The organism is Actinoplanes sp. CA-252034 (genome assembly GCF_050956125.1).
In the GTDB taxonomy this organism is placed as follows: Bacteria; Actinomycetota; Actinomycetes; order Mycobacteriales; family Micromonosporaceae; genus Actinoplanes.
This window is the reverse complement of sequence record NZ_CP191846.1, coordinates 7,511,396-7,530,387: the sequence shown is the minus strand read 5'-3', so window position 1 is coordinate 7,530,387 and position 18,992 is coordinate 7,511,396. Positions and strand designations below refer to the sequence as shown.

The 18,992-nt window shown below is 72.3% G+C and carries 16 protein-coding genes; 6 read left to right on the top strand and 10 right to left on the bottom strand.

Annotated elements, in window-relative coordinates; translation table 11 throughout:
• Positions 1 to 745 precede the first annotated feature (745 nt).
• On the bottom strand, positions 746 to 2,683 hold the full coding sequence (gene asnB, locus ACQPZW_RS34220) for an asparagine synthase (glutamine-hydrolyzing) (RefSeq protein ID WP_433790149.1): 1,938 nt from the start codon (positions 2,681 to 2,683) through the stop codon (positions 746 to 748).
• A 156-nt stretch (positions 2,684 to 2,839) separates the two neighbouring features.
• On the opposite strand from asnB, the gene ACQPZW_RS34215 reads away from it, so the two are divergent.
• Complete coding sequence (locus tag ACQPZW_RS34215) at positions 2,840 to 3,544, top strand: response regulator transcription factor (RefSeq protein ID WP_433797694.1); 705 nt, start codon at positions 2,840 to 2,842, stop codon at positions 3,542 to 3,544.
• Positions 3,541 to 5,334 (top strand): sensor histidine kinase, encoded by a 1,794-nt coding sequence (locus tag ACQPZW_RS34210; protein WP_433790148.1) that lies wholly within the window; start codon positions 3,541 to 3,543, stop codon positions 5,332 to 5,334. Before ACQPZW_RS34215 ends, ACQPZW_RS34210 begins: the two co-directional genes overlap by 4 nt.
• A gap of 18 nt (positions 5,335 to 5,352) precedes the next feature.
• Here the strand turns inward: ACQPZW_RS34210 and ACQPZW_RS34205 are convergent, their stop codons facing one another.
• The 8 genes from ACQPZW_RS34205 to ACQPZW_RS34170 all read right to left on the bottom strand — a co-directional run bounded on the left by ACQPZW_RS34205 (position 5,353) and on the right by ACQPZW_RS34170 (position 12,811).
• A complete protein-coding gene (locus ACQPZW_RS34205; RefSeq protein WP_433790147.1) occupies positions 5,353 to 7,839 on the bottom strand; it encodes a DEAD/DEAH box helicase in 2,487 nt (828 codons plus the stop codon).
• 234 nt (positions 7,840 to 8,073) lie between these two features.
• Positions 8,074 to 8,742: a hypothetical protein gene (locus tag ACQPZW_RS34200; RefSeq protein ID WP_433790146.1), complete on the bottom strand. Its 669-nt coding sequence runs from the start codon at positions 8,740 to 8,742 to the stop codon at positions 8,074 to 8,076.
• Entirely contained in the window at positions 8,739 to 9,020 is a 282-nt protein-coding gene (locus tag ACQPZW_RS34195) for a WXG100 family type VII secretion target (RefSeq protein WP_433790145.1), read from the bottom strand. Before ACQPZW_RS34195 ends, ACQPZW_RS34200 begins: the two co-directional genes overlap by 4 nt.
• A 133-nt stretch (positions 9,021 to 9,153) precedes the next feature.
• Positions 9,154 to 10,038: a hypothetical protein gene (locus ACQPZW_RS34190; RefSeq protein WP_433790144.1), complete on the bottom strand. Its 885-nt coding sequence runs from the start codon at positions 10,036 to 10,038 to the stop codon at positions 9,154 to 9,156.
• A gap of 133 nt (positions 10,039 to 10,171) precedes the next feature.
• A complete protein-coding gene (locus ACQPZW_RS34185; RefSeq protein ID WP_433790143.1) occupies positions 10,172 to 10,675 on the bottom strand; it encodes a nucleoside deaminase in 504 nt (167 codons plus the stop codon).
• Positions 10,672 to 11,454, bottom strand: coding sequence for an MBL fold metallo-hydrolase (locus tag ACQPZW_RS34180; protein ID WP_433790142.1), 783 nt, complete (start codon positions 11,452 to 11,454; stop codon positions 10,672 to 10,674). The genes ACQPZW_RS34185 and ACQPZW_RS34180 overlap by 4 nt, the downstream gene beginning before the upstream one ends.
• A gap of 64 nt (positions 11,455 to 11,518) precedes the next feature.
• A complete protein-coding gene (locus ACQPZW_RS34175) occupies positions 11,519 to 12,103 on the bottom strand; it encodes a hypothetical protein (protein WP_433790141.1) in 585 nt (194 codons plus the stop codon).
• Positions 12,104 to 12,358: 255 nt separating this feature from the next.
• Positions 12,359 to 12,811 carry a universal stress protein gene (locus tag ACQPZW_RS34170; protein ID WP_433790140.1) on the bottom strand — a complete coding sequence of 151 codons (453 nt, stop codon included), beginning with the start codon at positions 12,809 to 12,811 and terminating at the stop codon, positions 12,359 to 12,361.
• 659 nt (positions 12,812 to 13,470) lie between these two features.
• Here ACQPZW_RS34170 and ACQPZW_RS34165 point away from each other — a divergent pair.
• The 3 genes from ACQPZW_RS34165 to ACQPZW_RS34155 all read left to right on the top strand — a co-directional run bounded on the left by ACQPZW_RS34165 (position 13,471) and on the right by ACQPZW_RS34155 (position 14,892).
• Complete coding sequence (locus ACQPZW_RS34165; protein WP_433790139.1) at positions 13,471 to 13,749, top strand: hypothetical protein; 279 nt, start codon at positions 13,471 to 13,473, stop codon at positions 13,747 to 13,749.
• Between the two features lie 48 nt (positions 13,750 to 13,797).
• Complete coding sequence (locus ACQPZW_RS34160) at positions 13,798 to 14,370, top strand: histidine phosphatase family protein (protein ID WP_433790138.1); 573 nt, start codon at positions 13,798 to 13,800, stop codon at positions 14,368 to 14,370.
• Between the two features lie 120 nt (positions 14,371 to 14,490).
• On the top strand, positions 14,491 to 14,892 hold the full coding sequence (locus ACQPZW_RS34155; RefSeq protein WP_433790137.1) for a hypothetical protein: 402 nt from the start codon (positions 14,491 to 14,493) through the stop codon (positions 14,890 to 14,892).
• 93 nt (positions 14,893 to 14,985) lie between these two features.
• Here ACQPZW_RS34155 and ACQPZW_RS34150 read toward each other — a convergent pair whose 3' ends face one another.
• Positions 14,986 to 17,883, bottom strand: coding sequence for a LuxR C-terminal-related transcriptional regulator (locus tag ACQPZW_RS34150; RefSeq protein WP_433790136.1), 2,898 nt, complete (start codon positions 17,881 to 17,883; stop codon positions 14,986 to 14,988).
• 192 nt (positions 17,884 to 18,075) lie between these two features.
• On the opposite strand from ACQPZW_RS34150, the gene ACQPZW_RS34145 reads away from it, so the two are divergent.
• A complete protein-coding gene (locus ACQPZW_RS34145; RefSeq protein WP_433790135.1) occupies positions 18,076 to 18,954 on the top strand; it encodes an alpha/beta hydrolase family protein in 879 nt (292 codons plus the stop codon).
• Positions 18,955 to 18,992 lie beyond the last annotated feature (38 nt).

The window sequence follows — 18,992 nt, the reverse complement described above, 5'->3', positions numbered from 1 at the left end:
TTGGCCGCCTGGGGATCCACTCCCGCGCGCGGGGGAGGCGCCCCGGGATCGGGGAAGCGTCGCGGGGGTCCGGGAAGTATTCCGGGCGGCGGGCGCCGGGAGGGAACACCGGCGGCCGGGGAGGTATGTCGGGTGCGGGCAAGTAGGTTAGCCGCCCGGGATCCACTCCCGCGCGCGGAAAGGCACCCCGGAATCGGGGAATGCTCACGGGCTTCCGGGCGGCGGCACCGGGCCGCCGGGGTTGCGTCCACCGAAGTGGCGTACGACCTGGATTTTCCGGAATGAGCGAGGCGGCCACCGCAGATCCTTCGGATTGCTTGAAGATCACGAAGGAGAGACCTGTGATGACCGCAGAACCGAGTTTGAACGTCGCTGGGATGCTCTCGGGCATCCGGGAAGTATTCCGGGCGGCCGGGCACCAGGAGGGAACACCGGTGGCCGGGAGAAGCGGGGACCCAGGCCTGCCGCCGGGGAACACCCCCGCGCGGGGAGGCGCCCCGGAGCCGGGAAGCATTCCGGACATCCGGGGAACACACCCGATGCGCTCGGAAGGCGCCCCGGAGCCCGGGAATGTCCGGGTATCCGGGGGAGTACCCCCGGCGCCGGGTCTGGACCCGGCAACGGGGAGGGCTGCGCGGCCGTTAGCTCCCCGCTGCCGGGCCGGTCCATGGGCAAACCGTGACCCGGTGCGACGTGACACCGGATGGCGGTCCGGGTTGGGAGCCGCCGCACCGGGTCACGGGGGTCAGCCGAAGACGTGCGACAGGCCCGGCTCCTGGCGCGGAGCAGGCAGACGCGCCGGCAACGGGTTGTCGACGATGATCGACTTCTCCACGGCGATGGCGTGCCACAGGCAGAACATCGCGACGGTCCACACCTTGCGGGACCGGTCGGCGCCCCCGGCGCGGTGCTCGGCGAGCAGGCCGCGCACATACTCCAGGTCGATCAGGTCGCCGGCTTGCGAGGTGGAGAGCAGGTGGTCGACCCAGTCGCCGATCTGGCCGCGCAGCCACAGCCGGGTCGGGGTCGGGAAGCCCAGCTTCTTGGCCGAGCGCACCGACTCGGGCACGATGCCCTTCATCGCCTCACGCAGCGCGTGCTTGGTGGTGGTGACGCCGGGCGGCAGTTTCAGGTCGGTGGGCAGGCCGGCGGCCGCCGCATACACCTGCTGGTCGAGGAACGGCACCCGCAGCTCCAGGCTGTGCGCCATCGACATGCGGTCGGCCTTGACCAGGATGTCACCGGGCAGCCAGGTGTGCAGGTCCACATACTGCATCGACGCGACGTGGTCGACGTCGGCGGTCTCCGCATACAGGTGGGCGGTGATCGCCGTGTGCGGCTGCGACGTGAACCGCATGACCCGGGCCTTCTCGTCCGGGTCGAAGATCCGCGCGTTGCCGTAGTAGCGCTGCTCGATCGGGGTGGTGCCGCGCTCCAGGAACGACCGGCCCCGCACTCCCTCGGGCAGCACCTCGGCCAGGTGCTTCAGCCCGCGCTTCATGCCCGGGGGCAGCCGGTCGACGCGGTCCAGCGACAGCGGCTCACGGTAGATGGTGTAGCCGCCGAAGAGCTCGTCGGAGCCCTCACCGGACAGCACCACGGTGACGAACTGCGACGCCGTACGTGCCAGGAAGAACAGCGGGATCAGCGACGGGTCGGCGATCGGGTCGTCGAGCAGCTGGATGATCCGCGGCAGGTGGGTCAGCACGTCCTCGTCGGAGACGACCGTCGGGGTGAGCCGGATGTTGAGCTGGTCGGCGGTGTCCTGGGCGATCTCGATCTCCGAGTAGCCCTGGGCGGCGAACCCGGCGGTGAACGCGTGCAGGTCCGGCTTCTCCCGGACGGCCAGCGCCGCGATCGCGGAGGAGTCGACGCCGCTGGACAGGAACGTCCCGACGGGCACGTGAGCGTGCATGTGCGCGCGGACGCTGTCGGTCAGCGCCTCCCGGATCCGGGAGTACGCGTCCTCCGGCTCGACCCGCAGCGGGCGCAGCGACGGCCGGAACCAGCGGTGCATGCGGATGCCGCCACCCGGCGTCCAGATGATCCGGTGACCCGGCGGCAGCCGGCGGATGTGCCGGTGCAGGCTCATCGGGTCGGGCACGAACTGGAAGGTCAGGTAGTGCGCGAGCGACTCGGTCTCCAGCGCCGCGCCGGCCGGGGCCGCGAACGGGTCGAGGGCCTTGCGCTCGCTGCCCAGGAACAGCCCGTCGGCGGTCTCCAGCATGTAGAGCGGCTTGATGCCGAAGGCGTCACGGGCCGCGTGCAGCGTGCCGGTGCGGTGGTCGTAGGCCACGAACGCGAACATGCCGCGCAGCCGGGGCAGGGCCGCCTCGCCCCAGTAGTGGAACGCCGCGGCCAGCACCTCGCTGTCACCCTCGGTGGCGAAGACCGCGTTGTGCTGCTGGATCAGCTCGGTCCGCAGCTCCCGGTAGTTGTAGATCTCACCGTTGAAGACGACGGTCCACCGGTCGCCGTAGTGCAGCGGCTGAACCGAGTGCTCCCGGTCGATGATCGCGAGGCGCTTGAAGCCGAACGCGAATCCGTCGCCGAACTCGATCTGGGTGTCGTCCGGTCCACGGTGGTGCAGGGTCGCCAGGGCGGCGGCGAAGGCCTCGCGGAACGTGGCGTCCAGCGGCCCCGGGTCGGGGCGGCTGCTGACAAAAGCGCTCAGGCCACACATCGAAAGATCCTCCTCAACGATTCAAGAAGGCGACCGTAGGCTCCGACCTGTGAAGAACCTGTGCGGAAGCTGCCGAGAATGTGCGCGGCACGAATCCGGGACCTGATCTTCATAGGTTTCTCGCATTGTTGGTCGGCCTGGACAGGCTGGGTCAGAATTCGAGCCGTGACCGCCCGCATCCTCGTAGCCGACGACGATCCCAAGCATGCCCAGCTGATCCGCCTCTACCTGGAGCGTGAGGGGCATCAGGTGCTGACTGTGGGTGACGGCCGGGCCGCCCTGGAGCAGACCCGGGCCCGCCGCCCCGACCTGCTCGTCCTGGACTGGATGATGCCGGAGGTCGACGGCCTCGACGTCTGCCGCATCCTTCGCGCCGACTCCGACGCCGCCCTCGCCAACGTCGCGATCCTGCTGGTCACCGCCCGGTCCGCGGAGAACGACATGCTCCTGGGCCTGGACATCGGCGCCGACGACTACCTGAGCAAGCCGGTCAGCCCGCGCGAGCTCACCGCCCGCATCCGCGCGCTGCTGCGCCGCGCGCGCGGCAACGAGGCCTCCGAGATCCTGCGGGTGGGCGAGCTCGAGGTCGACGCACCCCGATTCGAGGTACGGGTGAACGGCGCCCCCGTGCGGCTGACGGCCAAGGAGTTCGGCATCCTGGAGCTGCTCGCGCGCGAGCCGGGCCGGGTGTTCACCCGCGGTCAGATCCTGGACAAGACGTTCGGCTTCGAGAACGAGGTGTCCGAGCGCACCGTCGACGCGCACGTCGTCAACCTGCGCCGCAAGATCGAGGTCAACCCGGCCGAGCCGCGGTATGTGCAGACCGTCTACGGGCGCGGCTACCGGATCGCCGAGCCGTGAGCTTCCGACTGCGGATCTTCCTGCTCGTGCTGGTCGTCGCCGGCTCGGCGATCGGCGCGACCGCCTGGCTCACGCTGAGCCTGGCCTCCCGCGAGGCGGCCCGGGTCGCCGAGGCCCGCGACCGGCACGAGGCCGAGATCGTCGATGCGATCCGGCTGTTCGGCGTGCTCAACGGCCAGTGGGGTGGCATCGACACGGTGGTCGGCGAGCTGTCCGACCGGACCGGGCTGCACATCCGGGTGGAGACCCGCGACGGCGACGTGCTCACCGACTCCGACAACATGGAGGACCGGGCGGCCGGGCCGGTGCAGCTGCTGCCCAGCAACGTCGACCCGGTCCCGGCCCTGGACGCGGCGATCCAGATCGCCGCGCAGACCGAGGGCGCCGCGCTCCAGGCGAAACTGACGGCCTCCGGTAAGGACGTGCGCGAGACGCGGCCGTACGTGGTCCGGACCGCCCCCGACCTGCCGGACGACCTGTTCGGTCCGGCCGCCGCCCGGGGTGAGCCGTCGGCACGGGCCATGGCCCAGGCCGCGCAGTACCGTGCGGCGCTGATCGCGGTCCGGTGCATGGCCGAGACCGGTGGCTGGTCGGCGTCGTTGACCACGGACCGGCCACCGTATCTCGACGACGAGCGTCTCCGGGCCGAGCCGGAATGTGTGCGCGACGCCATCGCCGTGGTCTTCCGGGACACGACGTGGCAGAACGAGGCGTGGTCCCGGCTCGGTGACTGCGCGATCACCGGGTCCGGCTACGACAAGTGCCTGATGATCGGGTTCCAGCAGGCGGTGGCGAGCCCGTCGGTCGTACCCGTGGAGATCTTCTTCGGCGCCCGGCAGGATCAGGACCTGGACGTGCTGCAGCAGCCCGCGCTGCTCGGGGTGGCCGCGCTGCTGCTGCTCGCCGCCGTCGGCACCGCCGCCATCGCCCGGCGGGTGAGCCGGCCGGTGCGGCTGCTCACCGGCGCCTCCCTGCAGCTGGCCGCCGGCCGGCTGGACGTGCGCGTGCCGACCCGCGGCCAGGACGAGCTGGCCCGCCTGTCCGGCGCGTTCAACGCGATGGCCGAGGCCCTGCAGCGCAGCGAGGAGCGCCAGCGGCGGCTGGTCGCCGACGTCGCCCACGAGTTGCGTACGCCGTTGTCGAACCTGCGCGGCTACCTGGAGGGCCTGGCCGACGGGGTGATCGAGCCGTCGACGGAGTTGTTCGCGTCCCTGCACGAGGAGACCCTGCTGCAGCGGCGCATCCTCGACGACCTGCAGGTCCTCGCGCTGGCCGAGGCGGGGGAGCTCGGCTACGACCCGGTCCCGTTCGACCTGTCCGAGCTGACCGAGATGGCCGCCACGGCGCATCGCGTGGTCGCCGGTAACGCCGGCATCGACGTGGTGGTCGACGCGCCCGAGCCGGTGGAGGTGTGCGCCGACCCGGACCGGCTGCGTCAGGTGGTCGGCAACCTGATGAGCAACGCGATCCGCTACACCGACGCGGGCGGCCGCGTCGAGCTGACGGTCAGCCGGGACGGGCCGGACGCAGTCCTCACCGTCCGTGACACCGGCGTCGGTATGAACGCCGACGAGGTGGCCCGTGTCTTCGACCGGTTCTGGCGCGCCGACCCGGCGCGGCAACGCGCCACCGGCGGTTCCGGCCTGGGCCTGACCATCGTCCGCCGCATCATCGCTGACCAGGGCGGCGACGTCACCGCCACCAGCAAGCCGGGGCTGGGCACCATGTTCACCGTCCGCCTGCCCGCGGTCACCGACATCGGCCGCATCCTCGACCACCGACCATCCTGACCGGGCCGGGCGGGCCGGTCAGTGCGGGCCGACGGCGGTGACCGTGATCATGGCGGTGCCGGCCTCGTCGGACGCGGCCAGGTCCACGGTGGCGTCGATGCCCCAGTCGTGGTCGCCTTCCGGGTCCTCGAAGACCTGCCGGACGATCCACTGGGTGGCGCCCTGCTCGATGTGCAGGAACGCCGGGCCGCGCGCGGCCGGGCCGGTGCCCAGCGTGTCGTACTCCTCGAAGTACTCCTGGATGGCCTTCTGCCAGCGCTCGGAGATCCAGCCGTGCTCGGCGTCCATCTCGCCGAGCAGGTCCCACCGGCGCAGCGCGGCCAGCTCGACCCGGCGGAACATGGCGTTGCGGACCAGCACCCGGAAGGCGCGGGTGTTGCGGGTGACCGCGGGCGGCTTGTCGTCGATCCGCACCTCGGCCTCGGGGGCCTCCGGGTTCTGCAGGCGCGACCACTCGTCGAGCAGGCTGGAGTCGACCTGCCGGACCAGCTCCCCGAGCCATTCGATCAGGTCGGTCAGCTCCTCGGTACGGGCGTCCTCCGGCACGGTCTGACGCAGCGCCCGGTACGCGTCGGCGAGGTAGCGCAGCACCAGCCCCTCGGAGCGGGACAGGCCGTAGAACGACACGTACTCGGTGAACGTCATGGCCCGCTCGTACATGTCACGGACCACCGACTTGGGCTTGAGCTCGTAGTCGGCGACCCACGGATGCCCGCGACGGTACGTCTCGTACGCCGCGTCGAGCAGCTCCTTCAACGGCTGCGGCCAGGTCACGTCCTCCAGGAGCTGCATGCGCTCCTCGTACTCGATGCCCTCGGCCTTCATCGCGTTGATCGCCTCGCCGCGCGCCTTCTTGCGCTGCTCGGAGACGATCTGCCGGGGATCCTCGAGGGTCGACTCGATCACCGAGACCACGTCCAGCGGATACTCCGGCGACTCTTTGTCGAGCAGCTCCAGGCAGGCCAGGGCGAACGGCGACAGCGCCTGGTTCAGCGCGAAGTCCAGCTGCAGATCCTCCACGAGCCGATAGACACCCTCTTCGGTACGCTCGATGACGCCACCCGCGATGAGCGCCCGCGCGATCCCGACCGCCCGCCGGATGTGCCGGCGCTGGGCCGGCCGCTCCTCGTGGTTCTCGGTCAGCAGATGCTTCAGAGCGGGGTACGGGTCGCCGCCCCGGTTCATCACGTTCAGCAGCATCGCGTGCGACACCTGGAACGACGACGTCAACGGCTCCGGCTCGGCGTCGACCAGCCTGTCGAACGTGGGCCGCCCCCAGCCGATCTGCCCCTCCGGTGGCTTCTTGCGAACCACCTTGCGGCGCTTCTTCGGGTCGTCACCGGCCTTCGCCAGCGCCCGCTCGTTGTCGATGACGTGCTCCGGCGCCTGGATGATCACCGTGCCGATGGTGTCGTAGCCGGCGCGCCCGGCCCGGCCCGCGATCTGGTGGAACTCGCGGGCCTTGAGCAGCCGGGTCTTCACCCCGTCATATTTCGACAGGCCGGTGAACAGCACCGTGCGGATCGGCACGTTGATGCCGACGCCGAGCGTGTCCGTGCCACAGATGACCTTGAGAAGGCCGGCCTGGGCGAGGGTCTCCACCAGGCGGCGGTACTTCGGGAGCATGCCCGCGTGGTGCACACCGATGCCGTGCCGGACCAGCCGCGACAACGTACGCCCGAAGCCGGAGGTGAACCGGAAGTTGCCGATCGCCGCGGCGATCCGGTCCTTCTCCTCGCGGGTGCACATGTTGATGCTCATCAGCGACTGCGCCCGCTCCAGCGCCGCCATCTGCGTGAAGTGCACGATGTAGACCGGCGACTGCTTCGTCTTCAGCAGCTCCTCGATCGTCTCGTGCAGCGGGGTCATCGCATACTCGAAGATCAGCGGCACCGGCCGTTCGGCGTTCGCGACGACCGCCGTCTCCCGCCCGGTGCGCTTCGTCAGATCGTCCTTGAACCGGGCGGTCTCCCCGAGCGTCGCCGACATCAGGATGAACTGGGCCTGCGGCAGCTCGATCAACGGCACCTGCCACGCCCAGCCCCGGTCCGGCTCGGCGTAGAAGTGGAACTCGTCCATCACGACCTGGCCGACGTCGGCGTCCTTGCCCTCGCGCAGCGCCAGGTTGGCCAGGATCTCCGCGGTGCAGCAGATGATCGGCGCATCCGCGTTGACGCTGGCGTCGCCGGTCAGCATGCCCACGTTCTGCGCGCCGAAGACCGCGCACAGGGCGAAGAACTTCTCGCTCACCAGCGCCTTGATGGGGGCGGTGTAGAAGGTGGTGCGGTTGTCGGCCAGCGCCGCGAAGTGCGCGCCGGTCGCGACCAGGCTCTTGCCCGAGCCGGTGGGGGTGTTGAGGATGACGTTCGCCCCGGTGGCGATCTCGATCAGCGCCTCCTCCTGATGCGGATACAGGGTCAGGCCCTGCTCCGCCACCCACGATTGAAAGGCGTCGAAGACGGCGTCAGGTTCGGGGGAGCGCGGGAGGCGATCGGTCAGCGTCATGATCGGTCAAGTGTGTCAGCTCGCCCCGAACACGGCGTACAGGGGACCGGCGATACTCCCGGCCACACCGATGATCGACGCGACGACGGCGACGGTTGCTCCCAGTTTTCGCATGCAGCGCACTCTGCCCGGTCACGGTTGCGACGCGGGTTGCCACCCGGTTGTAGCGTCGCCGGCCGTGCCGGGGCGCTCAGCTCCGCGGAGCCGCGGCTCGGAGGCCCACCCCCGGCACGCTCACTCGGTCGCGCGCCGGGCGCCGCCCTGCTGCGGTACGTGCGCCTGCTCGTGGGCGAGCGACGGCTCACGCTGCTCCGGCGCGAAGCGGATCTCCCCCGACCCGTTCGCCTCCCGTCTCGGCGCACCGCCCGCCGCGCCGGCCGCTCCGCCGACCACGTCGCCGGGCTTGATCATCGGCTGGGCCCGCGCCGCCGACTGGCGGGCCTGGGCGATCGTCCGGGCGGTCACCATCAGCGTGCGGGCCTGCGACACCTGCTGGACGGCCAGCGCGTACGTCAGGCGCTGCTGCTGATAGGTGGCCGGATCCGGGGAGTACGGGTCGAGGATCATCGTTCCCGCCACGATGAGGCCGCCGCTCGCCGCGATCTGCCGGGCGACGAGCATCGTGGTCTGCGCGCTGGTGAGCATGTCGGCGTACTGCGAGAAGGTCAGCGCGGTCGCGTCGACCTCGGCACGCAGCGCGTCGGCCCGGGTGGCGGCGGCGGTCATCCGGTCGCTGAAGGCGGCGCCGGCCGACCCCAGCCACCCGTGCCGGGCCTCGTCGCCGACGGCACGCAGCGTGGTGGCGGCCCCGTCCACCTCGAATCCGAGCCGGGCGCGCAGGTATTGGCTGCCGGCGTACAACGTGGCGGGGTTGCCGTCGAGGCGGGTGTCGATGGGCATCATCGGCTCCCGGAGATGTTCTGGGCGTTGGCGAGGTCTTCGTCGGCGTACGTCCGACTCGCCTGGAGAACCCGTGTCGCGGCCTCGTCGAGGCCACCGGCGAGCGCGGTGGCGTCCTGCACCAGGCGGGTGATCAGATCCTCGAAGATCGGGGTGTCGGTACCGGCGTCCGGTGTGCCGGGCCCGCCGCCGGCGGCGGCCCGCAGGGTGCCGCCGGACCGCCGCAACTGGTCGGCGATCCCCTCGAGCGATATCGGGTCGACGTGCAGTCGATCGGTCATTGGCGCGACTCCTCTCAGGACGACGACCGGGTGTACCCGTGCGCACCCGAACGGGTTCAACCACGCAGCGAAATTCCTTCACGACTGTCGGTGAAGTTCGTTCACGATTGTCAGTGGAGTTCGTTCATTACTGTCAGTAGAGGAAGAGCCGGCCCTGCTCGATGCGCTCGACCGCGGCGGGCCCGCCCAGCTCACCGCGATGCGCCGGGTTGAGCAGATAGTGGCGCAGCGCCTGGTGGACGAGCCGCGGGTCGACGGCCAGCCATGGGTCGCGCAGCACGATGCCGGGCAGCGTCACCCGTTCCTCCGCCGGCAGGAACCACGGCCGCAGCAGGATCCGCGGCCGGTCGGCAGCCGACGCGGTGACCCGGACCCGGACGAGCCGCGCCCGGCCGGCCCGCCCCGCCTCCACACTTGTGACCTGCGACCAGGGCGAATACTGGGTGATCAACTGCCCGCGGTGGTACAGGCCGTCCGGGGTGGCGATCAGGCGCCCCGGCGCGAGGCTCAGCGTGGCGACGACCTGCGCCAGGACGAGCAGAGCGACGCCGACCAGGACGACCGAGCCGATCACGGCCACCCCGCCGGTCACGAACCAGACCGTCGCGATCGCGAGCGGCACCAGCGCGCTCCAGCCGATCATCCCGAGCAGCCAGAAGTAGGCCCAGCCCGAATAGCGGAAACACAGACCCGTCACCCCGTCCGGCGTGACGGCCGTCGTCGGCAGCGCCTTCGACCTGAACGGCCGCCACCGGACGAAGGCGACGCTGCCCGCGATGTGGCCGCAGAACCCGCCCCACGCGCCGAACCCCGCCGCCATCGTCCACTCGCCGCGGGCGGCCGCCAGCACGGCGCCGACCAGGAAGAGCGGCGTGATCAGGGCGATGATGACGAGGCCGGGGACAGCCCGTCCCGGCAGCCGCGGCCGGTCACCGGCCCACGGATCGCGATGCTCGGCGTCCCAGGTCCCGCCCTCGAAATGAAAGTTCCTGCTCAGGTGCACACCATCACCGGACATGCACGGATGTACGCCCGCCGCCGGAACCCGGTTCGACCCGGTCATGGCACGCGATCGGCCCTGTACAGAGCCGGTCCAGGTCGACGCGCACCTCGAACGCGAGGTGCCCTGCCGCGCCCCGGCCACGTCCGGGTCAGGCCGGACCGGCCATCGCCTCGGCGTAACGGCGCAGGTGGGGTTTGGTGGTCATGGTCGCGTAGCGGCGGAACTGGTCCCGGCACTCGGTCAGCAGGAAACCGCCGGACAGGGTCGGCAGCGGGAAGAAGATGCCGTCGGTGGCGCCCGGCTGCCACACCGCCGGGACGCCCGCGGCGCCGTCGTCCGGGGCGGCCAGGCCGAAGTAGATCTCGCAGACCCCCAGCGTCAGGGCGGTGCCCAGACACATCAGGCACGGCTCCATCGTGATCCCCATGCGCAGCGGCTGCTCGCGACGGGACCAGCCGAGACGCTCGTCGGCCTCGATCATGGCCAGCAGGTCGGCGTGAACCAGGCGACGGCCCCTCGTCCGCTCCGAGGTGAATCCGCGCCCGATGATCTCGTCACCCATGGCCACGACCGCGCCGATCGGCATCTCGCCGGCCCGCAGTCCGTCCTCGGCGGCGTCCACGGCGTGGGCGACGAGCTGCTCCGGGGTCATCCGGCCCATGCTGTCACGAACGGGACGTTCAGGTGCGCCGTGCCGAGGGCCGCGCCCCGCCGCAGAGTCTCGGCCAGCAGCGCGCGGCGGGTGGCCCGGGCCACGTCCGGGTCGGCGTCGTACGCGTACCCGACCTCCGGATCCAGCAGGTGCACCGCGTGCTGGACCACGTCCCCGCCGATCAGCAGATCCGCGCCGCCCGACGACACCAGAACCGCCTGATGCCCGGGAGTGTGACCGGGCGCCGGCACCGCCGTCACCGCCGCCGTCACCGCGGTACGCCCGTCGAGCAGGTGCAGCCGGTCCCGCAACGGCTCGAGCAGGGTCTCCTCCAGCCACGGATAGTGCGTGACCTCGTCGCGCTGCAGCAGGTAGCGGGCGTTGCGGAAATAGGGCTCCCGGTCCACGGCCGCCCACCCGATGTGGTCGGTGTGCAGGTGGGTGAGCAGCACCGTGGTCACGTCGTCCGGGGCGATGCCGGCGTCGGCCAGTCGCGCCGGCAGCTCGCCCGGTGACGGCGACCAGTCCGACGACGGCCCGATCCCCGCATCCACCAGCAGCACTCCGCCGCCGGGCTCCCGGACCGCGAAACACCGGAACGTCAGCCGCCACGGGTCGTCGAGGTCGCCGCCGTGCGGGTCGATCCTGGCAGCCTCGGCCCACAGCCGCGGCGTCGCGCCGGGGAACAACTCCCGGGCGGGCTGATCGAAGGAGCTGACGGCGTCGCACAGCGCCACCACGGTCACGTCGCCGACCCCGTACTCAACGATCTCCGTCACCGGCACACCCTAGACAGAAGGAGCCCGGCCGGGGTGTCCCGGCCGGGCTGTTCCATCGGGGCTCTCAGATGAGCCAGCGGTTCTTCCGCACCAGCGGGAGCTTCGCCCACCAGCGGCCCAGACCCCAGGTGTGTCCCGCGTAGGTCAGCGCCAGCACCGCGGCCGTGACGCCGTAGACGACGTGGTAGTCGACGAGCGGGTTGCTCGACCGGGTGGCCTCGCCGGCGCTGGTCTCCTGGGCGAGCGGCCATTCGGCGGCCCACATGAGAGCCATCATCAGGCCGGCGGCGACGGCGGCGAACCGCAGGCCGATGCCCAGGATCAGCGCGACGCCGACGCCGAGCAGGCCCAGCATGAACAGCCAGTCCGCCCAGACGGCTCCGGCGATGCCGTGGAAGACGCTCTCGAACGGCCCGACCGCGACACCGGAGAGAAACCCTTTGGTCGGCGACCCGCCGTTGATCCAGGCCCTGGCCGCGGGAGTGGCGTACCCGAATCCGAAGGCCTTGTCGAGGAACGCCCAGAGAAAGACGAACCCGGTGGCGATCCGCAGCACCGCCAGCACGCGGGCGGCGGTGTGGGTGATCATCGAGCCGGGGGCCTCGACCTGTTCCAGTTGGGCGGTGTGGGGGTGGGCGGTGGTGGCCATCTGGTCCTCCTCGAGGCGATGTCTTCACCTGTGACTCTCCGCCCGGCGAGGCATCGACGCCCGTGCCGAAAACCCCGTCCTGGTCGGGCCGAAGTCCCGCCCGTTTCAGGACCATCGACCCGGGCCTCTCCAGGTGGCCGTTTCGGGCGGCTCGCGCGGGGCGGGTACTTGGGGCGGCAGTGGGGGAGAGGGCCGCCGGATCCGCGAGGCAGGAAGCGCGGGCTCGCGGCGGGAAACGGTGGACTGGCGGTCGAGTCAGACGGCGGCGGGCTCGTGGACCTGAGCCGGGATGACCACGACCGGGCAGGTGGCCTTTCGGATGCAGGACTCGCTGACCGAGCCGAGCACGGTGTGCCGGACCCGACTGTGGCCGTGACTGCCCAGGACCAGCAGGTCCGCGTCATGGGCGGCGATCGTGAGGACGTCGGCGGGGCTGCCCTCGATCGCCTCCCCGGTGACCGGCACACGGGAGCCACGCCGGTGGACCAGGGCGTCCACCTCGGCGGTCACCACCTGGGCGGCCAGTGCGTCCTCTTCGAGCGGGGTGACGGCCGTGACCGGGCCGTAGTCGAGCCCGTTCCACGACCAGGCGATGACCGCCCGGACCGCGCCTCCACGGGCGTCGGCCTCGGTGGCCGCCCAGTCCAGGGCGCGGCGGCCGCCTTCGGAGCCGTCGACGCCCACCACGATCAGGTGACCGGTGCTCATCACTGCCTCCCCAGGGTCATCAAGCGGTGCCTTTTTGTGAATTCTATTCCGATTTGCCAAGTGTCGGGCCCGGGCCGCGGACGCGGATAGCGGCCGCCTGGGCCCGGGGTTGGCAGCCGGACGTTGTTAGCGGGCGGTGTAACCCGAGGTTTGGCGGCCGGGCTCGGTTAGCGAGTCGCGAGGCCCCGGGGTGGCGGGCAGCGAGGGCTGGCCTGGCGGCCAATCTTGGTTGGTGGGCGGCGAGGCCCGCTGTGGGCGGCCGGGCTCGGTGTGCCGCGAGGGTTGAGGTGGCGGCTGGGCTTGCGCGCTGCGGGGCCGGAGGCGGGCGGGCCGGAGGCGGCGGGCCGGCGGCGCTGCCGGGTCCGGCTCGGCTTCGGTGGCGACGACGGTTCCGGTCCGCATGGCTCCTCCTCGGTCCGCTGTCACCTCGACTTCGCGCCTGTCGATGCGGTGCGGGCGGAGCGCCTGGTCGTCTCACGCCGGGACCTCGGAAATCCACGGTGATTCGACAGGCCGGACACAGTCGGGGCCGGTAGTCATTCGTCGGGGCTTTCGGCTGGTGTGTCGAAAGGCGGTGTGTCGAAAGGGATCTTTCGCGCTTTGCCTGCCGATCATTGCGGGGAGTGACGAAGATGTCACAGGAGGGGTGGTGGTGTCCGATGGTGGTCCTGCTGGTGGCGACGCTGGGCCTGATCGTCGCGGCCGCGCTGGCCTTCTGGCCGTCCCGCGACGAGCGGGCCGAACCGGACAGGGCCGCGACGGCGCTGGAGCACGGGCACGCCGAGCCGGCCGTTCCGGGCAGCCTGGAGGGTGTCCTCACCGCCCAGCTGATCGGCGGGGAGATCACCCGCTCGCAGTATCTGCGCGCCCAGGAGAAGATCGCCGCCCGTGACGAGGAACGCCACCCGATGATCGTGCCCTGGGACGCCCACCCCTGAGCGCTCGCCCGCCCTGGCAGGATGGAGGGCCGGGACAGAGGAGGGGCGATGGCGGAGATCGTGCTCATCCGGCACGGACAGACCGAGTGGAGCGCCAACGGCAGGCATACGTCGTACACCGACCTGCCCTTGACCTCGGAGGGTGAACGTCAGGCCCGTGCCGCCGGTGAGCGGATCGCCGGGCGTGCCTTCGCCGCCGTGATCGCCAGTCCGCGGCAGCGGGCGCTGCGCACCGCCGAGCTGGCCGGGCTCACCGTGACCGAGGTGACCGAGGACCTGGCCGAGTGGGACTACGGCGACTACGAGGGCATCACCACGCCGGACATCCGCGCCGGCCGGCCGGGCTGGTCGCTGTGGACCGACGGCTGTCCCGGCGGCGAGTCGCCGGAGCAGATCGGCGAGCGCCTCGACCGGGTCCTGGCCCGCGCCCGTGAGCTGTCGGCCGAGGGTGACGTGGCACTGATCGGTCACGGTCACTGCCTGCGCGTGGCCGGCGCCCGATGGATCGGCCTGCCACCGGCCGGCGGGGGGCTCCTGCGGCTGGACACCGCGACCCTTTCGGCGCTCGGCTTCGAGCACGACACCGACCCGGTGCTCCTGACCTGGAATGCGCCGGCCTGAAAAGCGCAGCTCAGCGCGCCCGCCGGTGGACAGTGAACGCACAGGATGCGCACATGGTGACGCACAGGCGCGAGGCGAATCGTGGAGGTCACACGAGGGAACCGGGCTAGGAGAGACACCATGCTTGTGCAGATCGACCACGACATCGCCCCCGCACCGCAGCCGACCGTCGCGGTTCTCGGCCAGTTCAGCCGGGTCGCGGCCCTGCCGCAGCACCTGCCGCACGGCTGGCGGATGCGCCGCATCGACGGCCTCGACGCCGTCCGCCCCGGCGAGCTGGTGGTGCTCAGCGGCGCCACCGTGCACGACGTCCGCATGGCCCGCGCCGTTCTGCCGCAGACCACCCGGGTGATCGCCCTGATCGACGACTGGGCCGCCGCCGAGGTGGTCTCCGGCGTCCTGACCGCGGGCGCCGACGTGTGCGTGCGCGGCGGCCACCCCGGCGTCCTCGCCGGCCACCTGGTCGCCTGCCGCCGCCGCCAGCTCTCCGAACGCTGGGAGACCCTCGACCTGCCCCACTGAACGAGCCTCCGGCTCCCGGACGGCCGACGTCGACCGAGCGTCCGGCTCCCGGACGGCCGAGGTCGGCGAGCGTCCGGTACCTGGACCGCCGGGCTAACGGGCGGTCAGCAACCGGGCCATCTCGGTCCGGGAGCGCACCCCCAGCCGGGCGAAGACGTTGCGCAGGTGATGGTCGACCGTCCGCGGGCTCAGGTGCATCTCCTGCGCCACCTCACGGTTGGTGGCGCCCCCGGCGACCAGCGATGCGATGCGCTCCTGCTGGGCGGTCAGTGCCGGTCCCGACGGAAGGGGAGTCTCCACCCGTTCCCCGGCGGCGCGCAGCTCACGGACGCTCTGCTCGGCCCACGGGGCGGCGTCCAGGAGCTGGAACGTCTCGGCCGCCCGGCGCAGGTGGGTGCGGGCCTCCACGTTCCGGCGACGGCGGCGCAGCGACCGGCCGTACAGCAGCTCGGTGTGTGCCCTGGGGAAACCCGCCTCGCCCTCTCGCCCCAGCGCCGTCTCGAAATGGTCGGCCGCGGTCTCGGCGTCGTCGGCGCGCAGCGCCCGGCATCGGTCCCGCAACGCCAGCCAGCCGGGCTGACCGGTCCGGTCCGCCCACCGGTCGAAGGCGACCGCCACCGGTTCGACCGCCTGCCGCACCCCGGCCTGCGCCGCCGTCTCCAGCAGATGCGGCACCACGGCCACCCGCAGCAGCGCCGAGCCGGGGCCCGGCGGCGCGGACACCACCGCCAGCAGGCGCTCGGCGGCGGCCGGGCAACGGCCGTCGACCATGTCGAGCAGCGCCAGCGCCCACTCGCACAGCGGCCGGGACGGGCCGTCCGGGACCGACGCGATCCGGGTCAGGGCGGTGTCGCGGTCACCGACCAGGGCGGCCAGCACCGCGAGCACCGCCAGGTGGGCGCCGGCCAGGATCGGCTGCCCGGTTCCGCGGGCCACCGCCGCGCCGTCCATCGCGGCCTCGTTCGCCGCCGGATAGTCGCCGGCCGCCATCCCGGCCAGCGCGGCGAGCTCCAGAGCCTGCGGGACCAGCACCGACGCCCCCGCCTCCCGGGCCAGGACCGCGGCCCGCCCGGCCAGCGCGCCGGCCCGGCGGGCGTCGCCGATCAGGATGCCGGCGGTCGCGGCCCGCAGTAGCGGTCCCGGCTCGGCGACCCGGTCGGCCAGCTCGACGGCCTGCCGCAACCGGGTGAACGAACCCGGCTCGTCACCGTCGGCGATACAGGCCAGCCCGGCGACATGGTGGAACGCCAGTGTCACCGCGGGCGGCTCGTCGCCACGCCGGCCGGCCGCGACCCGGCGGGCCAGGGCGGCGTACCGGGTCTGCTCGCCGGAACGGCAGGCCGACTCGCCGGCCAGGGCGAGCGCTTCCAGGGCCGTGCCGGGATCGGATTCGGCCAGTTCGGCGGCCACGTCCAGGAGCACGTCGCGGGCACCCGGCCGGCCCTCCGGCAGGCTCATCTCGGCGGTCAGGCCGCGGGCGCGGACCCGGGCGGCGCCACCGGCCGCGGGGATCCGGCGGATCAACTGGCCGGCCTGGTGCGGACGGCCCGCCAGCCAGGCCGAACGGGCCGCCGCCAGCAGCAGGCCCGCCTTCTCCGCCGGATTGGGGCACAGCGCTGCGGCGTACCGTCCGGCCTCGGCGGCGACCACCGGATCCGCCTCCCTCGCGGCGACCGCCAGATCATGCGCGAGGGCCGCGTCGGGGCCGGTGGTCGCGGCGGCGCGATGCAGCAGCGCGGGCAGGTGGGCGCCGCGTTCCTCCAGCACGGCGGCGAGCGCGGCGTGGGCGATCCGGCGGCGGGCGACGGGCATTTCGGCGTACGCGACCCCGCGCATCAGTGGCCCCCGGAAGCGCACACCCGCGGCCGTGACCGTGACCAGCCCCTTCCTTTCGGCGGGCGCGAAGTCGTCGAGGCCGCGGTTGTCCACCGTGCCGTGTTCCCGGTCGTGGCCGGCCGGGTCGGTGGCGCGCAATGCGGCGGCCGCCTCGTTTCCGGGGGCGTGGCGTTCTGCCTGGCCGGCGGCGTGGAGTGCGGTGGCCGTCTCGTTTCCGGGGGCGTGGCGTTCTGCCTGGCCGGCGGCGTGGAGTGCGGTGGCCGTCTCGTTTCCGGGGGCGTGGCGTTCTGCCTGGCCGGTGGCGTGGAGTGCGGTGGCCGCGGTGAGCAGGGTGTCGGGGGAGGCGTCGGGGGCCGCGGCGGCGAGCAGCAGCAGTTCCCGGGTGCGGGCCGGCAGGGCGTGCAGTTCGGCGGCGAGCCGGCGGCGCAGTGGACTGTCCGGCGGCAGCGCCTCCGGTGGGGGCGCGTAGCCGCGGCGCTGCTCCGGACTGAGCCCGTGGACCAGGTCGATCAGGGCGCCCGGGTGCCCGGCGGCGATCTCGGTGAGTGTGCCGGCGACATCTTCGGCCAGGTCGGGGGCGTGCGCGGCGAGCACCCGGCGGGAGGCGGCCGGGTCGAGCGGGGCGAGCCGGTGCGTCGGGAAGCCGGACGGTTCGGCACCGGCCGGCACGGAGGCGACGATCGCGATCCGTTCACCGCCGACGCGGCGGGCGGCGAACGCGACGGCCCGCCACGAGTACGGGTCCAGCAGGTGGGCGTCGTCGATGAGGCACAGCACCGGGCGGGTGCGGGTGGCCGTACGCACGAGGGACAGTGCGGCGAGGCCGGCCGCGAGGGGATCGCCTCGGTCACCGCCGGCAACGCGCGACAGCGCTTCGCGCGTTGCCGGAGCCAGGTCGGCGTGCCGGTCATCGAGGGGCGCGAGCAGGGTCTGCAGGCTCGCGTACGGCAGATCGCGCTCGTCGGCGAAGCCCGAGGCGGTGAGTGCCGTCCAGCCGTCGGCGTGCTCGGCGACGGCGTGCAGCAGCGCGGTCCGGCCCTCGCCGGGGCCCGCGGAGATCACCAGGATGCCGCCGCGCCCGGCCGCGGCCGCCGAGGTCAGACGGCCGATGACGGCCAGGGCGTCCGCGCGCCCGGCCAGCCCAAGTTTCTGCACTGCCGGTGCATCAATCATGCGGCGAGTGTGCCGTGCCCCCGGCCGGAACGGAACACCGTTGCGGCAAATGAAATTTCCGGGATGTTGCGGGGCGATGACACGACGCAGGTGATTTCGCCGATGCGCGCTTGTTGCCGGAGCGCCAAAACTGACCCCCGTCGATCTGTTCCCCCACGGTAAGGAGACATCGACGTGACATTCGTTTCCGATCGCGCCCGACGCTGGCTGGTCGTCGCGGCCACCGCGATCACCCTCGTCACCGGCGCCGGCGTCACCCCGGCAGCGGCCGCCGCCAACCCGTACGAGCGAGGCCCGGCACCGACCCTCGCGGCCCTGCAGGCCTCCCGCGGCCCCTACGCGGTCAGCACCACCTCGGTGTCCCGCCTGGCCGCCACCGGATTCGGCGGCGGCGAGATCTACTACCCGACCACCACCGGCGACGGGACCTTCGGCGCGATCGCGATCTCGCCCGGTTTCACCGCCTACTGGTCGAGCATCTCCTGGCTCGGGCCGCGGCTGGCCTCACACGGTTTCGTCGTCATCGGCATCGAGACGCTGACCACCGCCGACCAGCCGGGCTCCCGCGGCGACCAGCTCCTGGCCGCCCTCGACTACCTCACCCAGCGCAGCTCCGTGCGGACGCGGATCGACGCCACCCGGCTCGCGGTCGCCGGGCACTCGATGGGCGGCGGCGGCAGCCTCGAAGCCGCCAGCGACCGGCCGTCGCTGCAGGCCGCCGTCCCGCTGGCCCCGTGGAACACCGACAAGTCGTGGTCGGAGCTGCGGGTGCCGACCCTGATCGTCGGCGGAGAGAGCGACAGCATCGCGGCCGTCGCCTCGCACTCCATCCCGTTCTACAACAGCATCCCGTCGTCGGCCGAGAAGTCGTACCTGGAGCTCAACAACGCCAGTCACTTCTTCCCGCAGTCGACCAACACGCCGACCGCGGTGCAGGCGGTGTCCTGGTTGAAGCGGTTCGTCGACAACGACACCCGCTACGACCAGTTCATCTGTCCCGGGCCGAGCGGCACCGCGATCTCCGACTACCGCAGCAGCTGCCCGCTGAGCTGATGCCCCGGTGATCCGGCCGGGCCGGTCACACCGGCCCG